The organism is Pseudomonas sp. D4002 (assembly GCF_013385665.1).
In the GTDB taxonomy this organism is placed as follows: Bacteria; Pseudomonadota; Gammaproteobacteria; order Pseudomonadales; family Pseudomonadaceae; genus Aquipseudomonas.
In genome coordinates this window covers 381508-398710 of sequence record NZ_JACAPN010000024.1, presented here as the reverse complement: position 1 = coordinate 398710, position 17203 = coordinate 381508, and the positions used below count along the sequence as shown (strand labels likewise).

Below are 17203 nucleotides of genomic sequence, written 5' to 3'. Positions count from 1 at the left end.
CTCAACCATAGAATCTCCCACAGTTGATCGCATTCCACATTTTGATTCGGTTCATCCTCAAAGCCCCACTCCAGACACCTGGCCGTCCGGCCAGTTGTCGCTCGCGAAAAACCTCGTTATAAAGGTTGGTGGCACCTAGCCACGTCCGCGCGGTAAAAAAACTCAAACAACACCCCGCCGTCCTCAACCCACTTGCACGCAAGTGATGCACGACCTTGCCCGGGATAGGGCAAGCTGGAGCGTTGACATGAACCATGGAAGTTTTGTCATTGAAAAGCTGTTCAAGCACTACAACGTTCACGTAGAGCAGCTTGGTAACAACCCAGAGAAGAAAACCCTGCTGTTGGTCAACGGCGCGCTGTCCACCACCCGCTCGTTTGCACGCACCAGCAAGTGCCTGTCCGAGCACTTCAATGTGCTGATGTTCGACCTGCCGTTCTCCGGCTATTCACGCCCGCACAACACCGACCTCGACCTTGTGACCAAGGACGATGAAGTGCAGATCCTGCGGGCATTGGTGGAACGCTTTCAGGTCAACCACTTGGTGTCCGCCTCTTGGGGCGGGATTTCCACGCTGCTGACCCTCGCGCATAACCCGCCGTCGATTGAAAGCTCGGTGGTGATGGCACTGGCGCCCAACCTCAACCAGGCCATGCTCGAATACGTAGAGCGGGTGCGCGTGCTGATCGAGGCCGATGACAAATCCGCCGTCGGCCATCTGCTGAATGAAACCGTGGGCAAATACCTGTCGCCCCGGCTCAAGCGCAACAACCACCGGCACCTGTCGACCATGGCCACCACCGAGTATCGCCAGGCACGCTTCCATATCCATCAGGTGCTGGCGCTGGGTGACGGCAACTACCTGCCGCAACTGACCCGGATCGAAACCCCGGTGCACTTCCTCAACGGCGTGCTGGACGAGTACACCCCGGCAGACGAAGCCCAACTGTTCAAGAAATACGTAGGCCGCAGCAGCTTCGCCACCGCCGAGCACACCGGCCATTTGCTCGACCTGGAATCCCGCGAAGCGGCCTTGGCCGTGCACCGGGCGCTGATTGATTTCCTGGTGGGCAAACACGTGGCGTTGTCAGATATAGACGAAGCGCCAGTGGGAAAAGGAGCTGCCGATGGCGCATAATCGCCGACACATAGGCTGCTAACAAAAAGGTAACTCATGCCGAATCGCGCCCCTCTCGATGCCAAGACCGCCCGCTGGCTACCCTGGGTGGTAGCGATTGCCTTCTTCATGCAATCGTTGGATGGGACGATTCTCAACACTGCGTTGCCGGCCATGGCCCGAGATCTGGCGGAGAACCCGCTGCGCATGCAAGGCGTGGTGATCGCCTACATGCTGACCGTGGCGTTGCTGATCCCGGCCTCCGGTTGGGTCGCCGACCGCTTCGGCACCAAGAAGATTTTCTTCGGCGCGATCATGCTGTTCAGCATTGGCTCGTTGCTCTGCGCGCTCTCCAGTACGCTGACCATGCTGGTGGGCGCCCGGGTGATCCAGGGCCTGGGCGGTGCCTTGATGTTGCCGGTGGGCAGGCTGGTGGTGCTGCGCGCCTACCCGCGCTCGGAGCTGGTGCGGATCATGGGTTTCATCACCATTCCCGGGCTGCTCGGCCCACTGCTCGGCCCGACCATGGGCGGCTGGATGGTGCAATACCTGACCTGGCACTGGATCTTCCTGATCAACCTGCCGGTGGGCATCATCGGCTGCTACGCCGTCTGGAAATTCATCCCCGACCTGCGCGGCAGCGAACGTACGCGGTTCGACGGCGTGGGTTTCCTGCTGTTCGGCGCGGCGATGGTGCTGATCACTATCGCCATGGAAGGCCTCGGCGAATTGCACCTGCCGCACCTGCGGGTGATGTTGCTGCTGTTCGGCGGCCTCGCGTGCCTGGCGGCGTATTGGCTGCGCGCCGGGCATATCGACAACCCGCTGTTCTCGCCGGTGCTGTTCAAGACCCGGACCTTTGCGGTGGGCATCCTCGGCAACCTGTTCGCTCGCCTGGGCAGCGGCGCGTTGCCGTTCCTGGTGCCGCTGTTGCTGCAGGTGGCGCTCGGTTACTCACCGTCCGAAGCCGGGATGAGCATGCTGCCCCTGGCGGCGGCGGCGATGTTTGCCAAGTCCATCGCCCGGCCGCTGATCGAGCGCCTGGGCTACCGCGTGGTGCTGACCGGCAACACCCTGGCGCTGGGCATCATGCTGGCGAGCATGGGCCTGGTCAGCGAACACACGCCCTACCCGCTGCTGCTGAGCATGCTGGCGATCCTCGGGGCCATCAACTCGCTGCAATTCACCGCGATGAACACCGTAACCCTGATCGACCTCGACGACGCCCAGGCCAGCAGCGGCAACAGTTTGCTGTCGGTGGTGGCGCAGTTGTCCCTGAGCCTTGGGGTGGCCTGCGCCGGTGCGCTGCTGGGTGGTTTTACCGCCGAAGTGGGCAACGACGGGGTCGACACGGTGCTTGGGGCGTTCCAGTTGACCTTCGTCACCGTGGGCATCATGGCGATGCTGGCGGCGGCGATCTTCCTGCAATTGTCGCCAAAAGACGGCAAACGCGTGGTCAGCCGTGAGCACGACATTGAGCATTAACAGGCTTCTCGTCTAGAACTTGCAGGGAAAATCCCACGAGGCTGGTACACTGCGCGACATTTTGTTTTGCAGAGCCAGTCCCGTGACTACCATCGCCACCGCTTTTAATACTTTGCCCCTGTCCGCCGCCATGCTGGCTAACCTCGACTCGCTGGGTTATGTCGAGATGACGCAGATCCAGGCGCAAAGCTTGCCGGTGATCCTCAAAGGGCTGGACCTGATTGCCCAGGCCAAGACCGGCAGCGGCAAGACCGCCGCCTTCGGCATCGGCCTGCTGAACCCGATCAACCCGCGCTACTTCGGCTGCCAGGCACTGGTCATGTGCCCGACCCGCGAGCTGGCTGACCAGGTGGCCAAGGAAATCCGTCGCCTGGCCCGCGCCGAAGACAACATCAAGGTGCTGACCCTGTGCGGCGGCGTGTCCCTCGGCCCACAGATCGCCTCCCTGGAGCACGGCGCCCACGTCATCGTCGGCACCCCGGGCCGCATCCAGCAGCACCTGCGCAAGGGTTCGCTGGTTTTGGACGGCTTGAACACGCTGATCCTCGATGAAGCCGACCGCATGCTCGACATGGGCTTCTACGACGCCATCGAAGACATCATCAGCAAGACCCCGGCCCGCCGCCAGACCCTGCTGTTCTCGGCCACCTACCCGGTGAGCATCAAGCAGCTGGCCTCGAAATTCATGCGCGCGCCGCAACAGGTCAAGGCTGAAGCGTTCCACTCGGACGACCAGATCGAGCAACGCTTCTACGAGATCTCCCCGGAAGAGCGCATGGACGCGGTGACCAAGGTCCTGGCGCATTTCCGCCCGGCGTCCTGCGTAGCCTTCTGCTTTACCAAGCAGCAAGTGCAGGAAACCGTGGATCACCTGACCGCCAAGGGCATCTCCGCCGTTGGCCTGCATGGCGACCTGGAACAGCGCGACCGTGACCAGGTACTGGCGATGTTCGCCAACCGCAGTACTTCGGTACTGGTCGCCACTGACGTTGCCGCCCGTGGCCTGGACATTGATGCACTGGACATGGTGATCAACGTCGAACTGGCCCGCGACTCGGAAATCCACATCCACCGCGTGGGCCGCACCGGTCGCGCGGGTGAGACTGGCATCGCTATCAGCCTGGTTGCCCCGTCTGAAGCCCACCGCGCCCAGGCCATCGAGCAGTTGCAGAAGTCGCCGCTGAACTGGGACCAGTTGGACAACCTCAAGCCTCAGAGCGGCGGCCCGTTGCTGCCGGTGATGAGCACCCTGTGCATTGCCGCCGGCCGTAAAGACAAGGTTCGCCCGGGCGACATCCTCGGCGCACTGACCGGTGAAGCCGGGATTCCGGGGGCCCAGGTCGGCAAGATCGCGATCTTTGATTTCCAGGCGTTCGTGGCCGTGGAACGCGGGATCGCCAAGCAGGCGCTGCAGCGTTTGAATGACGGCAAGATCAAAGGCCGTTCGTTGCGCGTGCGTATCCTGTAAAGATCTCAAGCTATACCGAGATCAAAAATGTGGGAGCGGGCTTGCTCGCGAATGCGGTATATCAGTCGACAGATTCGGTGACTGACACTGCGCATTCGCGAGCAAGCCCGCTCCCACATTTGACTGTATTCCAATTCAGAATTTGTATGAGGACATGGCTGTGCGCTCGACCGAAGTTGTGATCATTGGCGCCGGCGCCGCAGGCTTGATGTGTGCGCTGACCGCCGCCGGGCGTGGGCGCAAGGTGATGTTGATCGACCACGCGAACAAGGCCGGCAAAAAGATCCTGATGTCCGGCGGTGGCCGCTGCAACTTCACCAATATGTACACGGAGCCTGCCAACTTCCTCTCCCACAACGCGCACTTCTGCAAGTCCGCCCTGGCCCGCTACACCCAGTGGGATTTCATCGCGCTGGTGGCCAAGCACGGCGTGCCGTACCACGAGAAGAAACTCGGCCAGCTGTTCTGCGACAACAAGTCCAGCGACATCCTCGGGATGCTGCTGGATGAGTGCATCCAGGTCGGCGTGAGCATGCACCTGGACACCTCGGTGCAGGAGATTGCCAAGGTCGATGGCGGCTATCAGTTGCAAACCACCCTGGGTGAGTTGCGCTGCGAATCACTGGTGATCGCCACCGGCGGGCTGTCGATCCCGACCCTGGGGGCCACCGGCTTTGGTTATCAAGTGGCCAAGCAGTTCGGCCATGAACTGCTGCCAACCCGTGCCGGGCTGGTGCCGTTCACCATCACCGACCAGCTCAAGGAATTGTGCGGCGAGCTGTCCGGTACGTCCGTGGATTGCCTGGTGAGCTGCAACGACCAGAGCTTTCGCGAGAACATCCTGTTTACCCACCGCGGCCTGAGCGGGCCGGCGATCCTGCAGATTTCCTCCTACTGGGAACCCGGCGACACCGTGGAAATCAACCTGCTGCCCGACCACGACGCCCACACCTGGCTGCAAGCGCAACAGGTGGAGCGCCCGAACAGCGAGCTGAAAACCCTGCTGGGTGAGATCTTCACCAAGAAGATGGCCAACCTGCTGGCCGAAACCTGGTTCGTTTCCAAGCCGATGAAGCAGTACACCCACGCCGAGATTGCCGACATCGCCGGCAAACTGGGGCGCTGGCAACTGGTGCCGGCGGGTACTGAAGGCTATCGCACCGCCGAGGTCACCCTGGGTGGCGTGGACACCCGGGAAGTCTCGTCCAAGACCATGGAATCCCTGAAAAGCCCTGGTTTGTACTTCATCGGAGAAGTGCTGGATGTGACCGGTCACCTGGGCGGGTTCAATTTCCAGTGGGCGTGGGCCTCCGGTTATGCCGCTGCCCAATTTGCCTGACGGAACGCGGTAAAAAAATGTGGGAGCGGGCTTGCTCGCGAAGGCGGAGTGTCAGCTAATACATCAGTGACTGATACACCGCCTTCGCGAGCAAGCCCGCTCCCACATTTGGTTCGTGGTGTGCTTGGAAGTAATGACTGGAATAAATTTTGCTCTCAGATGTGATCGCCACGCTTGCCGTGGCGTCATTACTGGCTCAATTTAGCGGCATCGTCCCGGAAGACCCCAGACTTCATGTCATCGACCTCCTTCAAGCAGTCCATGCGGCGCCTTTGGGCACTGGATAAGTTCAGTTACAGCGTACGGGTATTCATCGCCCTGACCGGCAGCATGGCGCTGTGCTGGTACCAGAATGAAATGGCGCTGCTGATCCCGCTGTTCCTGGGCATTATTGCCAGCGCCCTGGCCGAGACCGATGACAACTGGCAAGGCCGGCTCAACGCCCTGGCCGTGACACTGGTGTGCTTCAGCACTGCGGCACTGTCCGTCGAACTGCTTTTCCCTTATCCCTGGATCTTCGCGATCTTCCTGGCTCTATCCAGCTTCGGCCTGACCATGCTCGGTGCCCTCGGCGAGCGTTATGGGGCGATCGCTTCGGCCACCCTGATTCTCTCGGTCTACACCATGATCGGCGTGGACCAGCGCGGTGGCGCCGTCACCGACTTCTGGCATGAACCCTTGCTGCTGGTGGCCGGCGCCGCGTGGTATGGCGCGCTGTCGGTGTTGTGGCAGGTGCTGTTTTCCAACCAGCCGGTGCAGCAGAGCCTGGCGCGACTGTTTCGGGAGCTGGGGCGTTACCTCAAGCTCAAGTCGTCGCTGTTCGAACCGATCCGCCAACTGGATGTGGAAGCGCGGCGCCTGGAACTGGCGCAGCAGAACGGCCGGGTGGTGGCAGCACTGAACGCCGCCAAAGAGATCATCCTGCACCGGGTCGGCAATGGTCGCCCGGGCTCCAAGGTCAGCCGCTACCTCAAGCTGTACTTCCTGGCCCAAGACATCCACGAGCGCGCCAGCTCCTCGCACTACCCTTACAACGCCCTCGCCGAAGCCTTCTTCCACAGCGACGTGCTGTTCCGCTGCCAGCGCCTGTTGCGCCAGCAAGGCAAGGCCTGCCAGACCCTGGCCGAATCGATCCAGATGCGCCAGCCGTTCGTTTATGACGACAGCTTCGCCGAAGCCCTGGGCGACCTCAACGCCTCCCTGGAACACCTGCGCATCCAGAGCAACCCGGCCTGGCGCGGCCTGCTGCGCTCCCTGCGCGCCTTGGCGGCCAACCTGTCGACCCTGGACCGCCTGCTGGGCGACGCCGCCAACCCCGACAGCCTGGCCGATGCCACCGACAGCAGCCTGCTGGACCGTGCACCGCGCAACCTCAAGGAAATGTGGACGCGCCTGCGCACGCAGTTGACGCCGACTTCGTTGCTGTTCCGCCATGCCCTGCGCCTGCCCCTGGCGCTGAGTATCGGCTACTGGATGGTGCACTTGATTCACCCGTCCCAAGGCTATTGGATCATCCTCACCACGCTGTTCGTGTGCCAGCCAAACTACGGCGCCACCCGGCGCAAGCTGGGCCAGCGGATCATCGGCACAGCCATCGGCCTGACCATCGCCTGGGCGCTGTTCGACCTGTTCCCCAACCCGCTGATCCAGTCGATGTTCGCCATCGCCGCGGGCCTGGTGTTCTTTATCAACCGCACCACGCGCTACACCCTGGCGACCGCTGCGATCACGCTGATGGTGCTGTTCTGCTTCAACCAGGTGGGCGACGGCTACGGGCTGTTCCTGCCACGGCTGTTCGATACCTTGCTCGGCAGCCTGATCGCCGGGCTGGCGGTGTTCCTGTTCCTGCCGGACTGGCAGGGCCGGCGCCTGAACAAGGTGCTGGCCAATACCCTGACCTGCAACAGCATCTACCTGCGCCAGATCATGCAGCAGTACGCCGCGGGCAAAAGCGACGACCTGGCTTACCGCCTCGCCCGGCGCAATGCCCACAACGCCGACGCCGCGCTGTCCACCACTCTGGCGAACATGCTGATGGAGCCGGGGCATTTCCGTAAGGAAGCGGACGTGGGGTTCAGGTTCCTGGTGCTGTCCCACACGCTGCTCAGCTACCTGTCGGGGCTGGGCGCCCACAGGGAAACCCAACTGCCGGCGGAAGTGCGCGAGCACTTGATCGAAGGCGCCGGGAAGACGCTGGCGGCGAGCATCGACGAGATCGCCACCGGGCTGGCGAACAAGCAGCCAATTGCGATTCAGAGTGATGCCGAGGAAGCCTTGGCAGTGGATCTGGAGCAGATGCCGGATGAGATTGATGAAGGGCAGCGGCTGGTGCAGACGCAATTGGCGCTGATCTGCCGGCAACTGGGGCCGTTGCGCACGTTGGCGGCTCACCTGATCAAAGATACCAGCGAAGCCTGAACCCTCTTCGCGAGCAAGCCCGCTCCCACATTCGGCCGAGTTCCACCTTTGGAATGCGGTCGAATGTGGGAGCGGGCTTGCTCGCGAAGGGGCCATTAGCCTCACTACATCCCGTGCTGCTTCATCAACCGCGCATAACTGCCATCCACTTTCATCCTGGCAATCTCCCGATCAAACCCGGCAACAATCTGCTGATGCTGAGGATTTTTCAGGCTAACCAGAATGTGCAGGCTGTTTTCGCTCAGCGGCACCGGCAAAAACTCCACCGCGTTGCGCACAGTGGCGGACTCCCGAGCCAGGTAGTAGCGGGCGACGAATTCGTCCTCCAGCGTCAGCCGCACCCGCTGCGCCGCCAGCATGCGCACGGCCATGGCGAAGTTATGCACCGGGACTTTCTGCAATTGCGGATCGGCATCGAACGCCGCTGAATAGGCATAGCCACGTACCACCGCGACGGGGTAGTCGTGCAACTGCTCCAGGTTCTGGTAGTCGATGGTATCGTCGCGGCGCTTGAGAAACAGCACCCGGTTGAGCAGGTATTCGCCGGAAAACTGCCCCAGCTGAGTACGCGCATCGTCGTACCAGGCGTTCACCAATACGTCGTAACGCCCATCGCCCACACCCATCAGGGCGCGGGCCCAGGGCACCTGTTCAAACTCACTGGCATAGCCGGCACGGGCCAGGGCGGTGGTCACGATGTCGGTGGCCAAACCACCATTGACCAGGGTGGCGTCAGTGAACGGCGGCCAGGCATCCGCCACCAGTCGCAAGCGTTCTGCCGCCACCGCCTGGGCCAGCAACAACAAACCGATCAAAGCAACGGCACGAGAAAATCGCGGCATGCTCAAGTCCTTGGCGGGCATTCTATGGCCTGACCTCTGGGGCAACCCGAGGATTTAACAGTAGCTCATCAATGAGCCTGTACTGCAGATTACACAAAGACGGCAGCGTCGCACGCAGAGAATGATGGCAAATTGATCTCACTCACAAAAAAACCGCAATTTAGACACCCGCCTCCCGCGCGCTTACTATCCTGACCAGACAATCAGCCGAGAGAACACCATGACAGTCGAATGGGTCTGCAAACACCACAGTGACCTGGGCAAGGAGCAGCTGTACGCCATTTTGCGCCTGCGCTCGGAGGTCTTCGTGGTCGAGCAGAAATGCGTGTACCAGGACATCGACGGCCAGGACCTGGACGGTGACACCCATCACCTGATGGCCTGGGATGATGGTCAACTGCAGGCCTACCTGCGCCTGCTGGATCCCGAATCACAGGGTGGTGATGTGGTGATCGGCCGGGTGATCGTTGCGCCGAGCGCGCGGGGTACCGGGCTGGGCCACCAGATGATGGATGAGGCCCTCAGGCAGGCGGAGAAACAGTGGCCCGACGTGCCGATCTATCTGTCGGCCCAGGCGCATTTGCAGGGGTATTACGGGCGGTACGGGTTTGTGGTGGCGGGTGAGGAATACCTGGAGGATGACATTCCACATATAGGCATGCGTCGGGCATGAGGGCCTCTTCGCGAGCAAGCCCGCTCCCACATTTGACCGAGTTCCACCTTTGGAATGCGGTCGAATGTGGGAGCGGGCTTGCTCGCGAAGGCGTCAGCCCGGTCACCCCAAGCTTTCAGGGGTAACCCAACACCTGTTTAATGCTCGCCAGGTTCGCCTCGATCCAGCGCCGATCAATCGCGCCCCAATCACGAATCCGATAGCGCCCGGCATGATTGCGGGCCCCGTCTTCCTGTTCAAACTCACACACAATATCCAGGTCCGCCAACGCCGCAATCGTGTCCTGTGCAGTACGCCGGGGCATGCCCGTCACCTCGGTCAGTGCCGGGACGCTGCTGGCCAGCTGGCTATCAATCAGGTACGCCACATACAGGCGCCGGTAGAAGCTGCTTTTGGTCTTGCTCACATCCATGCTCGATCGCCTTTGAAGGTCAGGGCTTGCCCTGCAGGTCCCGCCAGGTCAGGTACACCCGCAGGTCGAATTCCACCTGATGGTAGCCCGGCAACATGTATTCACAGAGTTTGTAGAACGCCTTGTTGTGGTCCGATTCCTTGAAGTGCGCCAGTTCGTGTACCACGATCATGCGCAGAAATTCCGGCGCGGCTTCCTTGAACAGCGAGGCGATACGGATTTCTTTCTTCGACTTGAGGTTGCCACCCTGCACCCGGGAGATGGTGGTGTGCAGGCCGAGGGCGCGGTGGGTCAGGTCCAGGCGGTTGTCGAACAACACCTTGTCGATGGCCGGGGCGTTGCGCAGATGTTCCTGCCTCAGGGCCTGGGCGTAGTTGTACAGCGCTTTGTCGCTCTGCACGCCATGCCGTTCGGGGTAGCGCTGGGTCAGGTAGTCGCCGAGTTGGTCCTTGGCAATCAACTGGCGCACTTGCTCCTGCAATGCTGGGGGGTAGGCCTGGAGGTATTTCAGCGCGGTCATGGGGTCAACAACGGGTATTTGAATGGGCGCCAGTGTAGCGAATTCAGCGGGCCGCTGCGCGCAGGCGCCAGTCGGCAATTTCATCCGCGATCAACGGCGGCGCCACCTGCGGGCCCTGGATGAACTGGCAGCCGTTGGCCTTGAGCCACTCAACTTGCTCCTGGGTCTCGACGCCTTCGGCAATCACCAGCAGATCAAAATGCCGGCACAATTCGATAATGCTGCGCGCCATCGCCGCGTCCCGGGATGAACCCGGCAGGCGGGCGATCAGCTTCGGGTCGAGCTTGAGGGTGTCGAATTCCAGGTCCCGCAGGTGGGCCAGGGAGCAGTTGCCCGCGCCGAAATCATCCAGGGCAATCCGCACGCCGGCCCGGCGCAACAGCTTGAGCTGCTTGGTGGACTCATCCAGATTGTGCATCAGGCTTTCTTCACTGATCTCCACCTCAAGCTGCCGGCCTTGCAACCCATGTCGCTCCAGCACCTGCTGCAGCTGGCTGGCCAGGTTCGGCATATTGAACTGGCTGCTGCTCAAGCTCACGCTCAGGACCAACTCATCGCTGAACACCCCTGCCCATGCCTGCCGCTGGGCGGCCACCTGCTGGTAGATCCAGGTGCTCAACTGGCTGATCAGCCGCGCCTCTTCGAGCAACGGCAGAAACAGCCCCGGCGGCACATCGCCGACACTCGGGTGCTGCCAGCGCAGCAGCGCTTCGACGCCCCGCAGATGGCCGTCGTGCAACGACACCTGCGGCTGGTACACCAGGGTGAAATCCTTGCTGTCGATGGCGCTGCGTACGCTGTCTTCGAGCATCAGGCGCGAGCGGGCCCGGCCGTTCATTTCCTGGTCGTAGTAGCGATATTGCTGACGCCCGGCGCGCTTGGCCTCGTACATCGCGACGTCCGCCGCGCGCAGCAGGCCGTTGAGGTCCGAGCCGCAGTCCGGGAAAGTGGCAATGCCGATACTGACGCCCAGCATCACATCCAGACCGTCGACCTGCTGACAGATCGACACCCGTTCGATCAGTTTTTCCGCAATCTTGGCCGCCTGCTCCGGAAATTCCAGCTCCAGCAGCGCGGTGAATTCATCCCCGCCCATGCGGCCAAGAATGTCGTAGGAGCGCAGGCACGCCTTCAACTGTTCCGAGACCCAGCGCAGCACGCGGTCTCCGGCGTCGTGGCCGAGGGAATCGTTGACCCGCTTGAACCCGTCCAGGTCCAGGTACAGCAGCACCAGCGACTGCTCGTTACGCTCACTGCGCAACAGCACATTCTCCACCGACTGGTGAAACCCACGCCGATTGAGCAGGCCCGTCAGCGGGTCGGTGACGGCCTGGAACTCCAGTTGCTGATGCAGATGGCGCACCTCGGACATGTCCAGCACCGTGACCACCATGGCTTTCTGCTCGGCCGGTAGCGGGGCGCACGACATCGCCACGGGCAACTGCTGGCCGGGTGCGGTGCGCAAGATGGCGTCGTGCAGGCGCCAGGTTTCGCCACGTTTGTAGCCTTCATACAAGGCAGAATCGGACCACCCAGGCACATGGGGCTTCTGTAGGAAGCCCAGGAACTCGGCACCCTGGATCTCAGCGACCGGCGCATTGATCAGCCGCGAAATCGCCGGGTTGGCGTAGCTGATCACGCCGTCTTCGCCCACCACCAGGATGCCTTCGGCGGCATTGTCGAGCACCGAGGCATTGAAGGCCCGGGCCGATTCCAGATCGTGACTCAGGCGCTGCAAGGCACGGCGGTTGCGCTGGTGCTCCAGCAGGGCCTGGACCTTGGGCTTGAGGATATTCGGGTCGAAGGGTTTCAGCAGGTAGTCGATCGCGCCGCTGGCATAGCCTTCCAGCATCGCCGCCGGCGATTGGGCGTGAGCGCTGAGAAAGATGATCGGGGTCAGTTGCGTGCGCTGGCTGCCGCGCATCAGCCGGGCCACCTCGAACCCGTCCATGCCGGGCATCATCACATCCAGCAACACCAGGTCGACGTCGTGTTCGAGCAGCAATCCCAAGGCTTCAACCCCGGAGGCCGCCGTCACCACATGCCAATCTTCACGCTGCAATAGCGCACGCATGCTGATCAGGTTTTCGGGATAGTCATCGACCACCAAAAGCACTGAACAACCATCGCGAGGCTTGATTGGAGCGCATTCCATTGCTGCTTCTCTTTCGTCGGAGTCATTCCGGTCATTTTTGCGACAAAACCGGATAAACAATAAGGGCTCACTCTAGCCCTGGATCCCATAAAGCAGAAGCCACGACGGTGCCATCATTGCGCCAAAGCCCAGACAACCGACTAACGGTCAGTGTCTACAGCCCGCGGTTTACGGGAAACATGGCTTTTTGACATTTCATTGGCGCCAACAATCCGCCACAAAGCCATTAACAATCCATTTCGAGCCACCTATAAAGAAAGTGCCGGCTCCCGAGCCAAGGCCTTCTTTCCCCGTTAAAGGCGTATTCAATGATTGATCTGTCCACCTGGAACCTGAGCATCCCCGTCGGCTCCCCGCCCTCGACCATCGACACGCCGAAACTGCTCAGCGGGTTCAAGGACCAATACTTCCAGGCCGAAGGCAGCAGCGTGCAATTCTGGACCCCGGTAACCGGCACGCGTACCGAGAACGCTGTTTACCCTCGCAGCGAACTGCGGGAAACCTACGCCGACGGCCGCCTGCGCAACTGGCTGTACAGCGACGCCGACAATTTCCTGCGTGCCACGTTGGCGGTCAACAAGGTGCCGTCCTCCGGCAAGGTGGTGATCGGTCAAATCCACGCCTACGAAAGCCAGAAGCCACTGATCAAGGTCGAATACCAATACAAGGAAAAAACCCAGACCGGCAACATCGTCGCCAAGGTGCGCATGCGCCCTGACGAGTCGGAAGGCCGGGTGATCATCGTCGCCGAGAACGTACCGCTGGAACGCGACTTCACCTACGTCATCCACCTGAACAAGGCCGGCCTGCTAAGCGTCGACGCCGCCAACGGGCAGTGGAACGAACGCATCGGTGCTGCGTGGGGCAAACAGCCGCTGTACTTCAAGGCCGGCGCCTACGTGCAGGACAACAGTGGCAACAGCAAGGAAGGCGCCCGCGTGACGTTTGCCAAGCTGGACATTGATCACGACTGAAGCTGATTCGCTTCAGCGACCGGTCCCACGACGCTTTAGGACAGAACCGCGACCCAGGGTCTCGACTTTCTTGTAGGACAATCCGAGTATGGCGCCGCGCACGCGCACTACCCCCTACAAGAAAGTCATGGAGACTGCCCAATGCCCTTTTCCCGCACCCTGCTCGCCCTCTCTATGGGCATGGCACTGCTGCAAAACCCGGCCTTCGCCGCCCCGCCCCTCTCGATGGCCGACGGGGTGGCCCAGGTCAATATCCAGGACAGCAACGCCTGGGTCGAAATCAACAAGGTCGCCTTCGAAAACAATATCCGCACCCTGCAAGCCAGCCTCGCTGACAAGTCGAAAATCTGCGCCGTGCTCAAGGCGGACGCCTACGGTCACGGCATCGGTTTACTGATGCCCTCGGTGATCAAACTGGGCGTGCCCTGCGTCGGCATCGCCAGCAACGAAGAAGCCCGCGTGGTCCGTGAAAGCGGCTTCAAGGGCCAACTGATCCGCGTACGCACCGCCGCCCTGAGCGAGCTGGAAGCTGCTTTGCCGTATAACGTCGAAGAGCTGGTGGGCAATCTGGACTTCGCCGTGCGCGCCAGCCTGATCGCCGAAAACCACGGCCGCCCACTGGTCGTGCACCTGGGCCTGAACTCCAGCGGCATGAGCCGCAACGGTGTGGAAATGACCACCGCCCAGGGCCGCCGCGACGCCGTAGCCATTACCAAGGTGCCAAACCTGCAGGTGACGGCGATCATGACCCACTTCGCCGTCGAAGACGCCGCCGACGTGCGCACCGGCCTCAAGGCGTTCAACGAACAAGCCAACTGGCTGATCAACGTCGCCCAGCTCGACCGCAGCAAAATCACCCTGCACGCCGCCAACTCCTTCGCCACCCTGGAAGTGCCCGAGTCGCGGCTGGACATGTTTCGTCCGGGCGGCCTGCTGTTTGGCGATACCGTACCGTCGTTCACCGAATACAAGCGCGTGATGCAGTTCAAATCCCACGTGGCGTCGGTCAACAGCTACCCGAAAGGCAACACCGTAGGCTACGACCGCACCTACACCCTGGCGCGGGATTCGAAACTGGCGAACATCACCGTGGGTTATTCCGACGGCTATCGCCGGGCGTTTACCAACAAAGGCATCGTGCTGATCAACGGGCACCGGGTGCCGGTGGTGGGCAAGGTGTCGATGAACACCCTGATGGTCGATGTCACCGACGTGCCGACCGTGAAGAGCGGCGATGAAGTGGTGTTGTTCGGCAAGCAGGGCGCGGTGGAGACCAGCCAGGCGGAGGTTGAAGACATCAACGGTGCGTTGCTGGCGGATCTGTATACGGTGTGGGGTAACTCGAATCCGAAGGTGCTGGTGGAGAACTAAGTCTCCTCACATCTCGTAGGCACTGTCCTATGGACCCAAGGATCATTCGGTGATTAACACAAGCGCTTAACCAACACGTATCCCTGTGGGAGCTGGCGGTGCGACGATTCGACTTGCCCGGCTCCCACAGGGGTTCTGTGTCCTACAGGGCCGTTGCGGTGAACCGGAGCGCCGCTTATAGTTCGCCCCGTCGCCGGCATTGAACGGCGATAGGGTTTCGCAGCCCTACAGAGTTAATACCGTACCCGTCAAAATACGACATAGGCAGTCCTGCCAATGCTCGGCTTTTTATGGCGGTTGTACGTGGGAGACCTTCGGGTCTGCCGGGTCTTAACTCCTCGGTCTGCGAACCCGCGTACAGCTGCCACCCTATTTGTTTCGCAGCAAACGGTGGCCAATTTTCTTTTGAGTTAAGGATTTGCCATGAAGCCACAACTCCCACCCCGCCGTTTCACCCCTTGCACCGAAACAGCCACCGAATACCCCGTGCTATTGATCGACAGCGATGCACCACTCACGGACCTGCACGCCTGCCTGCGTGAACGCCTCAACGCCGCCCTCGAACACCTCAACCTGATGGCCTGCTCCAGCCTGCCCGATTTTGCGGAGCGTGACCTGAACCACGTAGCCAACACCGCCCGCATCCTGGTGCAGGACGTAAGCGACGTATTCCGCGTCATCGAATACCGCGGCTTCGACACCCCCGCAGCCGCCTGATCAAATTTCAGCCACAAAAAAGCCCGCATCGCTGCGGGCTTTTCATTAACGCGTAAGGCTTAGTTAACCTTGGCGTTCAACTCACCTTTCAAATAACGCTGGTACATCGCTTCCAACGAGATCGGCTTGATCTTCGAAGCGTTGCCCGCAGTACCGAAGGCTTCGTAACGTGCGATACATACATCACGCATGGCAGTCACGGTAGCGCCGAAGAATTTACGTGGGTCAAATTCGCTCGGGTTGGTGGCCATCAGGCGACGCATCGCACCGGTGGAGGCCAGGCGCAGGTCGGTGTCGATGTTGACCTTGCGCACGCCGTACTTGATGCCTTCGACGATTTCTTCAACCGGCACGCCGTAGGTTTCTTTGATGTCGCCGCCGTACTGGTTGATGATCGCCAGCCACTCTTGCGGTACCGAGGAAGAACCGTGCATCACCAGGTGGGTGTTCGGGATGCGCTTGTGGATTTCCTTGATGCGGTCGATGGCCAACACGTCGCCGGTAGGTGGCTTGGTGAATTTGTAGGCGCCGTGGCTGGTGCCGATGGCGATGGCCAGGGCGTCAACTTGGGTCTTTTTCACGAAGTCGGCGGCTTCTTCCGGATCGGTCAGCATTTGGCTGTGATCCAGTACGCCTTCGGCGCCGATACCGTCTTCTTCACCGGCCATGCCGGTTTCGAGGGAACCCAGGCAGCCCAGCTCGCCTTCAACCGAAACGCCACAGGCGTGAGCCATGGCCACGGTTTGTTGGGTGACGCGTACGTTGTATTCGTAGTCGGTCGGGGTCTTGCCGTCTTCGCCCAGGGAACCGTCCATCATTACCGAGCTGAAGCCCAGCTGGATGGAGCGCTGGCACACGTCAGGGCTGGTGCCGTGGTCCTGGTGCATGCACACCGGGATGTGCGGGAATTCTTCGATCGCGGCGAGGATCAGGTGACGCAGGAACGGGGCACCGGCGTATTTGCGCGCGCCGGCCGAAGCCTGGACGATCACTGGAGAGTCAGTCTTGTCAGCGGCTTCCATGATGGCGCGCATCTGCTCAAGGTTGTTGACGTTGAAGGCTGGAACGCCATAGCCGAATTCGGCTGCGTGGTCCAACATCTGGCGCATGCTGATAAGTGCCATTGTAAGTCTCTCTCCCGGTCGAGGGTCGTTAATCGTGCAAGCCTGCCGTAGCGGCGGCTGCTATTCAAGTTATTGAAGGTCAGGCTTTCAAAGCCTGCCCTGCTTAATCGTTAAACCTGTCTGCAGGAGCCGGCTTGCCGGCGATGGCGGCTGACGCTATCGCCGGCAAGCCGGCTCCTACAGGTGATCGCGGCGTGTTATTGCGCTTTACAGCCACGCCCGATCAAATCATCGGTGGCAACCCAGTAAACCAGGCCTTCCTCACCTTTTGTGTGAAACGCCAACTGGCCGTCGCTGTACAGCACGCCCGAGGCCGCCACATCCTGCTTGAGGCGATACACCTGGTCCGAGCCGCCGAGGCGCACATCCACCTGGGTGCGGGCCTGGTCGGCAAACCGCCAGTTGACTTGCGCCTGGCTGTCACACGTCCAGGTGGTCCACTTGTCTGCCGGCTCTGCCTTCTTGTCGAACATGTTCAGGTTGGTGCATCCGGCCAATAACGCCAGTGCCGCCAGTGCCGCCAGTGCCGCCAGGGCGAAAACGCCTTTCATTGCCAATCCTCAAGCGGCGACCTGCGGCCACCGCGGC

Annotated in this window: 15 protein-coding genes; 9 read left to right on the top strand and 6 right to left on the bottom strand. The window is 61.3% G+C overall.

From position 1 onward, the window contains the following. Positions 1–247 precede the first annotated feature (247 nt). The 5 genes from HX824_RS19110 (at position 248) to yccS (ending at position 7827) form a co-directional block, all read left to right on the top strand. Positions 248–1138, top strand: a complete 891-nt coding sequence (locus tag HX824_RS19110) for an alpha/beta fold hydrolase (RefSeq protein ID WP_177054935.1) — start codon at positions 248–250, stop codon at positions 1136–1138. A gap of 36 nt (positions 1139–1174) precedes the next feature. Beyond that, positions 1175–2602 carry a multidrug transporter subunit MdtD gene (mdtD, locus tag HX824_RS19105; protein WP_003216894.1) on the top strand — a complete coding sequence of 476 codons (1428 nt, stop codon included), beginning with the start codon at positions 1175–1177 and terminating at the stop codon, positions 2600–2602. Positions 2603–2732: 130 nt separating this feature from the next. Further along, a complete protein-coding gene (gene dbpA, locus HX824_RS19100; protein WP_236260841.1) occupies positions 2733–4070 on the top strand; it encodes an ATP-dependent RNA helicase DbpA in 1338 nt (445 codons plus the stop codon). 160 nt (positions 4071–4230) lie between these two features. Continuing rightward, entirely contained in the window at positions 4231–5409 is a 1179-nt protein-coding gene (locus HX824_RS19095; RefSeq protein WP_008434057.1) for an NAD(P)/FAD-dependent oxidoreductase, read from the top strand. Positions 5410–5643: 234 nt separating this feature from the next. Further along, positions 5644–7827 (top strand): YccS family putative transporter, encoded by a 2184-nt coding sequence (gene yccS, locus HX824_RS19090; protein ID WP_003216889.1) that lies wholly within the window; start codon positions 5644–5646, stop codon positions 7825–7827. Positions 7828–7931: 104 nt separating this feature from the next. Here yccS and HX824_RS19085 read toward each other — a convergent pair whose 3' ends face one another. Beyond that, positions 7932–8669 carry an ABC transporter substrate-binding protein gene (locus HX824_RS19085; RefSeq protein WP_177054934.1) on the bottom strand — a complete coding sequence of 246 codons (738 nt, stop codon included), beginning with the start codon at positions 8667–8669 and terminating at the stop codon, positions 7932–7934. 220 nt (positions 8670–8889) lie between these two features. Between HX824_RS19085 and HX824_RS19080 the strand changes: the two genes are divergently transcribed. Beyond that, on the top strand, positions 8890–9342 hold the full coding sequence (locus tag HX824_RS19080; RefSeq protein ID WP_003216885.1) for a GNAT family N-acetyltransferase: 453 nt from the start codon (positions 8890–8892) through the stop codon (positions 9340–9342). 115 nt (positions 9343–9457) lie between these two features. Here HX824_RS19080 and HX824_RS19075 read toward each other — a convergent pair whose 3' ends face one another. Genes HX824_RS19075 through HX824_RS19065 form a run of 3 tightly spaced genes read right to left on the bottom strand, consistent with a single transcriptional unit; the run spans position 9458 to position 12429 of the window. Next, the gene (locus tag HX824_RS19075; protein WP_008434063.1) at positions 9458–9754 is read right to left on the bottom strand and encodes a helix-turn-helix domain-containing protein; all 297 of its coding nucleotides are present in this window, start codon (positions 9752–9754) and stop codon (positions 9458–9460) included. Between the two features lie 19 nt (positions 9755–9773). Beyond that, positions 9774–10274: a M48 family metallopeptidase gene (locus tag HX824_RS19070; RefSeq protein ID WP_177054933.1), complete on the bottom strand. Its 501-nt coding sequence runs from the start codon at positions 10272–10274 to the stop codon at positions 9774–9776. Between the two features lie 43 nt (positions 10275–10317). Continuing rightward, on the bottom strand, positions 10318–12429 hold the full coding sequence (locus HX824_RS19065) for a bifunctional diguanylate cyclase/phosphodiesterase (RefSeq protein WP_087693222.1): 2112 nt from the start codon (positions 12427–12429) through the stop codon (positions 10318–10320). Between the two features lie 308 nt (positions 12430–12737). Here HX824_RS19065 and HX824_RS19060 point away from each other — a divergent pair, with 308 nt between their 5' ends. The 3 genes from HX824_RS19060 (at position 12738) to HX824_RS19050 (ending at position 15491) form a co-directional block, all read left to right on the top strand. Further along, the gene (locus tag HX824_RS19060) at positions 12738–13403 is read left to right on the top strand and encodes a polysaccharide lyase family 7 protein (RefSeq protein WP_177054932.1); all 666 of its coding nucleotides are present in this window, start codon (positions 12738–12740) and stop codon (positions 13401–13403) included. 141 nt (positions 13404–13544) lie between these two features. After that, positions 13545–14774, top strand: coding sequence for an alanine racemase (gene alr / locus HX824_RS19055; protein ID WP_177054931.1), 1230 nt, complete (start codon positions 13545–13547; stop codon positions 14772–14774). Positions 14775–15197: 423 nt separating this feature from the next. After that, entirely contained in the window at positions 15198–15491 is a 294-nt protein-coding gene (locus HX824_RS19050) for a hypothetical protein (RefSeq protein WP_008434070.1), read from the top strand. Between the two features lie 59 nt (positions 15492–15550). Here the strand turns inward: HX824_RS19050 and fba are convergent, their stop codons facing one another. Then, positions 15551–16615: a class II fructose-bisphosphate aldolase gene (gene fba, locus HX824_RS19045; protein WP_003177554.1), complete on the bottom strand. Its 1065-nt coding sequence runs from the start codon at positions 16613–16615 to the stop codon at positions 15551–15553. Between the two features lie 197 nt (positions 16616–16812). Further along, a complete protein-coding gene (locus HX824_RS19040) occupies positions 16813–17166 on the bottom strand; it encodes an MliC family protein (RefSeq protein WP_177054930.1) in 354 nt (117 codons plus the stop codon). Between the last annotated feature and the right edge of the window lie 37 nt (positions 17167–17203).